The 7998-nt window shown below is 67.3% G+C and carries 6 protein-coding genes and 1 pseudogene; 3 read left to right on the forward strand and 4 right to left on the reverse strand.

Annotated elements, in window-relative coordinates:
• On the reverse strand, positions 1–1391 hold a 1391-nt coding region (locus tag Q0L11_RS08930), incomplete at its 3' end, for a dihydroxy-acid dehydratase (RefSeq protein ID WP_296596767.1).
• Between the two features lie 492 nt (positions 1392–1883).
• On the opposite strand from Q0L11_RS08930, the gene Q0L11_RS08935 reads away from it, so the two are divergent.
• Positions 1884–4619, forward strand: coding sequence for a TonB-dependent receptor (locus Q0L11_RS08935; protein WP_296596768.1), 2736 nt, complete (start codon positions 1884–1886; stop codon positions 4617–4619).
• A gap of 51 nt (positions 4620–4670) precedes the next feature.
• Here Q0L11_RS08935 and Q0L11_RS08940 read toward each other — a convergent pair whose 3' ends face one another.
• From Q0L11_RS08940 to Q0L11_RS08950, 3 genes are read right to left on the reverse strand one after another with little or no spacing between them, the layout of a single operon-like run.
• Positions 4671–5042, reverse strand: a complete 372-nt coding sequence (locus Q0L11_RS08940) for a globin (protein ID WP_296596769.1) — start codon at positions 5040–5042, stop codon at positions 4671–4673.
• Positions 5039–5515 carry a glutathione peroxidase gene (locus Q0L11_RS08945; protein WP_296596770.1) on the reverse strand — a complete coding sequence of 159 codons (477 nt, stop codon included), beginning with the start codon at positions 5513–5515 and terminating at the stop codon, positions 5039–5041. The genes Q0L11_RS08940 and Q0L11_RS08945 overlap by 4 nt, the downstream gene beginning before the upstream one ends.
• 38 nt (positions 5516–5553) lie before the next feature.
• Entirely contained in the window at positions 5554–6477 is a 924-nt protein-coding gene (locus Q0L11_RS08950) for a Gfo/Idh/MocA family oxidoreductase (RefSeq protein ID WP_296596772.1), read from the reverse strand.
• An 89-nt stretch (positions 6478–6566) separates the two neighbouring features.
• Here Q0L11_RS08950 and Q0L11_RS08955 point away from each other — a divergent pair, with 89 nt between their 5' ends.
• Positions 6567–7568 (forward strand): NADP-dependent oxidoreductase, encoded by a 1002-nt coding sequence (locus Q0L11_RS08955; RefSeq protein WP_296596774.1) that lies wholly within the window; start codon positions 6567–6569, stop codon positions 7566–7568.
• A 71-nt stretch (positions 7569–7639) separates the two neighbouring features.
• Positions 7640–7998, forward strand: a pseudogene (locus Q0L11_RS08960) (cobalamin biosynthesis protein CbiG); the annotation flags it as partial.

Genomic DNA, 7998 nt, shown 5'->3' on the forward strand with positions numbered 1-7998 from the left:
CCCTTGATGGCGGCGGTCGTGGACAGCATCTCGCGCATGCCGGGGCCGCCCTTCGGCCCTTCGTAGCGGATCACCAGGACGTCGCCTTCCTTGTAGTCGCGAGCCTCGACCGCGGCGAAGCAGGCCTCTTCGCCGTCGAACACGCGCGCCGGGCCCCGGTGCTTCGTGTGGCTCAGACCGGCCACCTTCACGATCGCGCCTTCGGGGGCCAACGAGCCCCAAAGCCCGACCACGCCGCCGGTCGGCGACAGGGGGTTGGAGACCGGCCGGATCACGTCCTGGTCGGCGTTCCAGACGACGCCTTCCAGGTTCTCGCGGATGGTCTTGCCGGTGACGGTCATGCAGTCGCCGTGGATCAGGCCGGCGTCGAGCAGGGTTCGCAGCAGCATCGGCACGCCGCCGGCCTCACCCATCTTCTTCGCCGGATAGCGGCCGCCCGGCATAAGGTCGGCCAGGTACGGCGTCTTCTTCATGATCTCGGCGACGTCGCGCAGGGTGAACCTGATACCGGCCTCGTGCGCCATGGCCGGCAGGTGCAGGCCGCCGTTCGTGGAGCCGCCGGTGGCCGCGACCACGACCGCGGCGTTCTCGAACGCCTCGCGCGTGCAGATGTCGCGCGGACGCAGGTTGCGTTCCAGCAGCGCCATGACCGCCTCGCCGGTGGCTTCGGCGTACTGGTCGCGGTGCAGGTAGGCGGCCGGCAGGGCCGAGCTCAGCGGCAGGGCGAGGCCGATGGCCTCGGAGACGCAGGCCATGGTGTTGGCGGTGTACTGGCCGCCGCACGCGCCGTCGCCCGGGCAGGCATGCTGCTCCAGGTCGCAGAGGTCTTCCAGGCTCATTTGGCCGGCCGAGTGCTTGCCGACGCCCTCGAACACGTCCTGCACCGTGACTTCGCGGCCATGCCAGGAGCCCGGCAGGATCGAGCCGCCATAGATGAAGGCTGACGGCACGTTCAGGCGCAGCATGGCCATCATCATCCCCGGCAGGCTCTTGTCGCAGCCGGCGACGCCGATGAGGGCGTCGTAGGCGTGGCCGCGCATCGACAGCTCGACCGAGTCGGCGATCACCTCACGGCTGACCAGCGAGCTGCGCATGCCCTCGTGGCCCATGGCGATGCCGTCGGTGACGGTGATCGTGCAGAACTCGCGCGGCGTCCCGCCGGCCCGCTTCACGCCCTCGGCGGCGGCATGCGCCTGACGCATGAGCGCCGTGTTGCAGGGGGCCGCCTCGTTCCAGCATGAGGCCACGCCGACGAACGGCTGGGCGATCTCACGACTGCCAAGACCCATGGCGTAATAGTACGACCGGTGCGGCGCGCGCGCCGCCCCCTCGGTGGTGTGACGGCTGGGCAGACGTGCCTTGTCCCAGGATCCGTCCGGCTTGCGATGCATGCGAGGGGCCTCCGACTTACGCGCGCCCTCTCTAAGGTCCGCGACGGCGAGGCGGAAGACCCCATGGCCAGATCAGCCGAAACTCCACCCTAACGTGCACCTACGCACTCCGCGTCCGACGATGTTGCACCGCGGGTAACGAGACGTCGCAAGTGACAGCGATCCCTTACACCCTAAGCTTTCTTAGTATTTCTGCGTTGCGAAACTGCCCAGCTTTCGGGGCCAATTTACGTCATTCAAAAACAAAGAAGGCGCGCAAATCGCGCGCCCTCAGGTTGTTGTTGGGATGAACAAGGTCTGCAACTGACCGACGATTGCTCATCCTGGCAAGACATACAAGTGGCAATCGCACATCCACTTCCATACCACATATTCCAAGTTACGCTTATTCAGTTATCAGCCTTCATTTGCATTGACGGCCACACGCCGCTGCTTCAGCCTCTCCCGCAAGCGCAGTCAAATAAGCGCTCATCAAGCTGCGGGGAGGCAGTTATGAAGTTCAGAGCCAGTCTACTGGCGACCAGCGCCCTGCTGGCCGCCGCCATCGGCGCATCGGCGAAAGCCCAGTCCACCACCATCGAAGAACTTGTCGTCACGGCCGAGAAGCGGGAGCAGAGCCTGCAGGACGTGCCGGTCGCCATCTCGGCGTTCACCAGCAAGCAGCGCGACCTGGTCGGCATCAGCACGGTCCAGGACCTCACCAACTTCACGCCCGGCTTCGTCTACCAGTCGGCCAATGACCGCGCGTCCATGCGCGGTATCGGCCGCCTGACCAACGTCCATTCGGTGGACGGCGCGGTGTCGATCTACATCGACGGTCTCTTCACGACCTCGACCGTGCTGGCCGGCGGCCCGCCGCTGGACGTGGAACGGGTCGAGATCCTGCGCGGTCCCCAGGGCACGCTGTACGGCCGCAACGCCATCGGCGGCACCGTCAACGTGATCTCGGTGCGGCCGACCGAGGACTTCTACGCCGAGGTGCGCGCCATCGCGGAGAACTACGACTTCACGAACTTCCAGTTCGCAGTGTCCGGCCCCGTCGCCGACAATCTCCAGTTCCGCCTCTCAGGCTACAAGCTGGACCAGCGCAAGGGCTATTACGACAACGTCGCCGGCGGCCCGTCGGAAGGCAGCAAGCGCGACGAATACCAGGTCCAGGCGCAGATCCAGGCGCAGCTCGGCGAGAACGCCGACCTATGGGTCTCGTACAAGACGCTGGTCTGGCACAACCGCGGCGGCCCAGGCGCCCGTGCCGGCTACCTGAACGGCCCCTACGAGACGGGCCTGACCGATCCGAACTTCTCGATCGTCTACAACTCGGCCCACGGCTACACGCCGGAGACGGGCCTGGCCGGGATCGTGCCGGGAAGCCTGCGGCAGTTCGGCTCGACGGATATCCGGACCAATCCGGCGCTGGCGGACTCGCGGGACTTCAACACGAACAATCCGCAGCGCGTGCGCCTGCGCGACGTGAACTCGCTGACCGCGAACTTCGTCTATCACCTGCCCAGCTTCGACATCAAATACGTCGGCGGCATCCAGGAATATAAGTACGACCTGTACGGCGATACCGACGCGACCAATGTGCAATCGTACCAGATCCCGGTCGCTCCGGGTTCACTGTGCGCCAATATCGGCGCCCTCTTTGCGGCGGGACGCTCGACCGTCAACTGCTCGCCCCTGACGGTCAACGGCGACAACACCTACCACTACTTCGAGTACCCCCGCTGGTACAGCCACGAGGTGAACATCTCGTCGACCACGGACGGACCGCTGCAGTGGATCGCCGGCGCCTACTACTACCACGAGAAATACACCGGCACGGGCAGCACCGCCGACTTCTTCCTGCGCGGTCCGTCCAGCCTGCAGACGCCGGTCCTCGGCGCCGCGGCCAACCCCAACGGCACCTGGTCGACCGGCAACTACGGCCTGACGACCGAGAGCAAGGCGGTGTTCGGCCAGGTCGACTGGCAGGCCACCGAGACGCTGAAGGTCACGGCCGGCCTGCGCTACACCAAGGACCACAAGTTCGGCACCGAGTACCGGCGGATCGTCTGTAACTCGGACGCCTGCTATCCCGGCCTCTACACCGCACTGGGCCTGGGCGCCTTGGGGCCTGGAACGGCGGCGAACTACGGCAGCCTGTTGGGCAACCTCGCCGCCCTCCCCGCCGTCGGCCAGGCGCTCGGCCTCGGCAACGCCCTCGGGGCGCTCGGCGGCCTCGGCAACGGCGCGTTCGACCTGACCGACACCCTGGCGCCCAAGAGCACCGCGGGCGCGATCGAGGGCGTCAAGACGCCGTCGGTCTGCACCGGCACCGGGGCGGCTCAGGTCTGCCGCCAGTACGTGATCGGTCCGAACGGCGTGGCCAGCCGTCAGCTCGACGACACCTCGGCGGCGACGACCGGGACGTTCGGGGTGCAGTGGGAGCCGGACGACAGCACCATGGCCTACGCCCGCTACAGCCGCGGCTACAAGGCGTTCGGCTTCTCGGCCGGCGGCTTCCTCGCCGATCCCAAGGCCGACGCGGAACACGTGAACGCCTACGAGATCGGGCTGAAGAAGAACTTCCCGACCGTGCAGATCAACGCGGCGCTGTTCTATCTGGACTACCGCGACCTGCAGGCGCCGGTGACGGTCCGCGTCGGCCCGACCAACGTGAGCCAGTTCATCAACATCGCGAAGTCGCGGTCGAGCGGCCTCGAACTCAGCACGATCTGGCAGCCGATCCAGCCCGTGCGGCTCAGCCTCGACTACGGCTACAACCCGACGAAGATCAAGAAGAGCGTCCCGCTCGTCGATACCAACGACAACGTGGTGACCTCGGCGATCAGCATCGTCGGCAACCGCCTGCCGCAGGCCCCGGTCCACAAGGTGGCGCTGAACGCGAGCTACACCTTCGACCTGGACGCCGGGGCGCTGACGCTGGGCGGCACCTACCTCTACCGCTCGAAGGCCTACGCCAACGTCTTCTCGCGCGACTACAACAAGGCCCCCTCGTGGGATCAGGTCGACCTGCGGGCCTACTGGGCGCCGAAGGGCGGCAAGTACACGGTCATCGCCTATGTGAAGAACGTGTTCGACACCGAGGGCTACGACGCCGCACTCGCCGGCTCGCAGCGGAACAACAACGCCGCCGTGGCGTCGGACCGCTTCCTGACTGGGGCGCAGAACCTCGAGCTGACGCCGCCGCGTCTCTACGGCGTGGAGCTGCAGTACCGGTTCTGATACCGACCTGAGGGAATGTGGAGCGCTCCGCCGCGAGGCGGGGCGCTTCTGCTATCTGGAGGCCGCCAGGATGCGCTCGATCTGGGCCGTCCAGGCCGCCTCGGTCGCCGGCGTCCACGCCTCGCCCGCGCGCTCGCGGCACGCGTCGCGCACGATCCAGAAGAAGCGATCGAAGATCTCGCTCGCGGCCCCCGAGCTGTCATGGTTCACGCGCTCGGTGCGCACAACGTTCGCCTGGTAAGGCCCGGCCGGGTTCATCAGGCAGTCGAAGACCATCGTCAGCATCTCGGCCTTGATGGCGCCCGTCGTATCCCGGCGGAAGCGCTCCTCGACGTCCGGAAACTGTGCGAACAGCCGCGCATAGACCTCAGCCGTCGGATCGCCGACGGCCTCCAGCGACACCGTTATGAGGTCGTCGCTCACAGCGCCGCCTCGATCGCCGAAGTGACCTCTGCGTCCAGCGGCTCGGTCCGCGGGCCGAAGGCGCGGATCGCCTCGCCGTGCTTGCCGATCAGGATCTTGTGGAAGTTCCAGACGGGCACGGCCGGCTCGCCCAGCTCCCTTTCCGCCCATTTGTAGAACGGATGGGCGTCTTCGCCCTTCACGTCGACCTTGGCCGTCATGGGGAAGTCGATGCCGAAGGTGGTGCTGCAGAAGGTTTGGATCTCCTGCTCCGTGCCGGGCTCCTGGCCCATGAACTGGTTGCAGGGCACGCCCAGCACCACCACGCCCTTGTCCCTGTAGTCCGAGTACAGCTTCTCAAGCCCGTCGTACTGGGGCGTCAGCCCGCATTTCGACGCCGTGTTCACGACGAGGACGACCTTGTCCCGGAACGTGCTGAGCGGCAGCGGGCCGCCCGAGATGCTGTCGAAGCTGTAGTCGTAGGCGCTGGACATGCGCGGCTCCCGCAGAGTGCCGCGGCAGGTTAGCGGGCTTACGCGACGTCTTCCAACGCCTGTTCCACCGCGATGGCGAGGTCCAGCGCCGCGATCGCCTCGTCGGCGGTGACAATCGGCCGGGGCGCCTCGCCCCGCACGGCCATGAGGAAGCCCTCGACGCTGGCGCCCAGGGGATCGGCGGCGGCCGGCGTCTCGGCGAAGTCGGGGTTGAGCGCGAACGGCGTGGTGTTGCGGAACGTGCGCGCCACGAAGTCGATCTCGACCTCGCCCGACGGATAGACGATGCGCATAGTGCGCCGGCGGGCTTCGGCCCGACGCGAGACGTCAAGGATCGCCTGGAAGCCGCTCTCGAAACCCACTTCCGCCCGCACGAGATCCCAGACGCCGTCCGACCCGCGCGCGCCCTCCGCCTCCGCGGTCACGGGCTCGGCCGCGGCGATGGCGAGGCAGAGGTCGATATCGTGGATCATCAGATCCAGGACCGCGCTGACGTCGCGGCTGCGGTCGGAAGGAGGACCGTGGCGGAGCGCCTCCAGCATCAGCGGCTGTTCGGGCACGTCCAGCAGACCCATGGCGCGGAACACGACGCGCTCCTGATGGCCACAGGCGACGACGAGCCCCCTGGCGGCGGCCGCAGCACGCACCTTGTCGGCCTCGGCCACGCTGACGCCGATCGGCTTCTCCACGTAGACCGGCTTGCCGGCCGCGATCGCGGCCAGGGCCTGCTCGACGTGGCAGGTCGCCGGCGAGGCCACGGTCACGACGTCGAGCTCGGCCAGGAAGGCGTCCAGGTCGGCGAACGCGCGGCCGCCCAGAGGCATGGCTGCCTTGGCCGCGCGGTCGGGGTGAATGTCGTAGACGCCGACGAACTCCACGCCGGGGAGGCGCGCGTACTGCCTGGCGTGATAGCCGCCGAAGACACCCGCCCCGATAACGCCGCCGCGCAAGGTCTCGCTCATGGCGCGGCCGTTAGCATGCACCGTGACCTCGACGCCACCCGGGCAGGATCGTACATCTGTTTGAAACCAGGAAACCGAGAGGGAACGTCATGTCCACCGTGCGCGAGATTCGCTTGAAGAGCCGCCCCCGCGGCCTGCCGACCGCCGACAACTTCGAGTTGGCCACCGTGGAGCTGCCGGCGCCGGGCGACGGGGAGGTCCAGGTGAAGAACCTCTGGATGACGGTCGATCCCTACATGCGTGGCCGCATGAACGACGTGAAGAGCTACAGCCCGCCCTTCCCGCTGGGCAAGGTCATGGACGGCGGCGCCATTGGCGAGGTCACCGCTTCGAACAGCCCGAATTTCAAGCCGGGCGATCTCGTGCAGTCCGGCTTCGGCTGGCGCGAAGGCTTCACCACCGGGGCAGACAAGGTCCAGAAGCTGGACCCGCGCGGCCTGCCGCCCCAGGCCTTCCTGGGGGCCGCCGGCATGCCGGGCCTGACCGCCTATGCCGGCCTGCTGCGGGTCGCGGCGCTCAAGGACGGCGACGTCGTGTTCGTCTCGGGCGCGGCCGGCGCCGTCGGCTCGATGGTGGCCCAGATCGCCAAGGCCAAGGGCCACACCGTGATCGGCTCGGCCGGCGGCGCCGACAAGGTGAAGTTCCTCAAGGAGATCGGGGTCGACCACGTGATCGACTACAAGGCGACACCCGACATCAACGCCGCCCTAATGGAAGCCGCGCCCGACGGCATCGACGTCTATTTCGACAACGTGGGCGGCGCACACCTCGAAGCGGCGCTCAATTCGGCGCGGCTGTTCGCGCGCTTCGCGATCTGCGGGATGATCTCGATGTACAACGCCGTGGAACCGCCGCCCGGGCCGCGGAACCTCGCCCTGCTCATCGGCAAGAACATCCGCATGGAGGGCTTCATCGTCTCGCACCACTTCGACCTGATGCCGAAGTACGCCGAGGAACTGGCCGGCTGGGTGAAGGCGGGCAAGGTCACCTGGAAGGAGACCGTGTTCGAGGGGATCGAGAAGGCGCCGGAAGCCTTCCTTGGCCTCTTCTCGGGCGAGAACCTGGGCAAGATGCTCGTGAAACTCGCTTAAGGGCGTTGGACCACCAGGGATGAGCGCGTAAAAGCGCTCGTCCTCCCAATCCTGTTTCCTGGAGCCCGGCCGTGCCGCGCCTGTTCAGCGCCTATGTGATCGTCGACTGGAGCGCCGCGGCCAAGCCCACCACAGGCGCGGACTCCATCTGGATCGGCGTCCTGAAGCGCGACATCCGCTTCCGGATGGCGTTCGAGAGCTTCAATCCGGCCACGCGGGCCGAGGCCGAGACCCGCCTGAACGCGATCCTCGACGATCTGAAGAAGCGCGGCGAACGCTGCCTGCTGGGCTTCGACTTCCCGCTGGGCTTCCCCCGCGGTTTCGCAGAGGCCCTAAAGCTGCCCGGCGAACAGCCCTGGCGTGCGACGTGGGACCAGCTCAACAAGATGGTCAAGGACAAGGCCGACAACACCAACAACCGCTTCGGCGT

This window comes from Phenylobacterium sp. (assembly GCF_024508875.1).
Classification (GTDB): domain Bacteria; phylum Pseudomonadota; class Alphaproteobacteria; order Caulobacterales; family Caulobacteraceae; genus Phenylobacterium.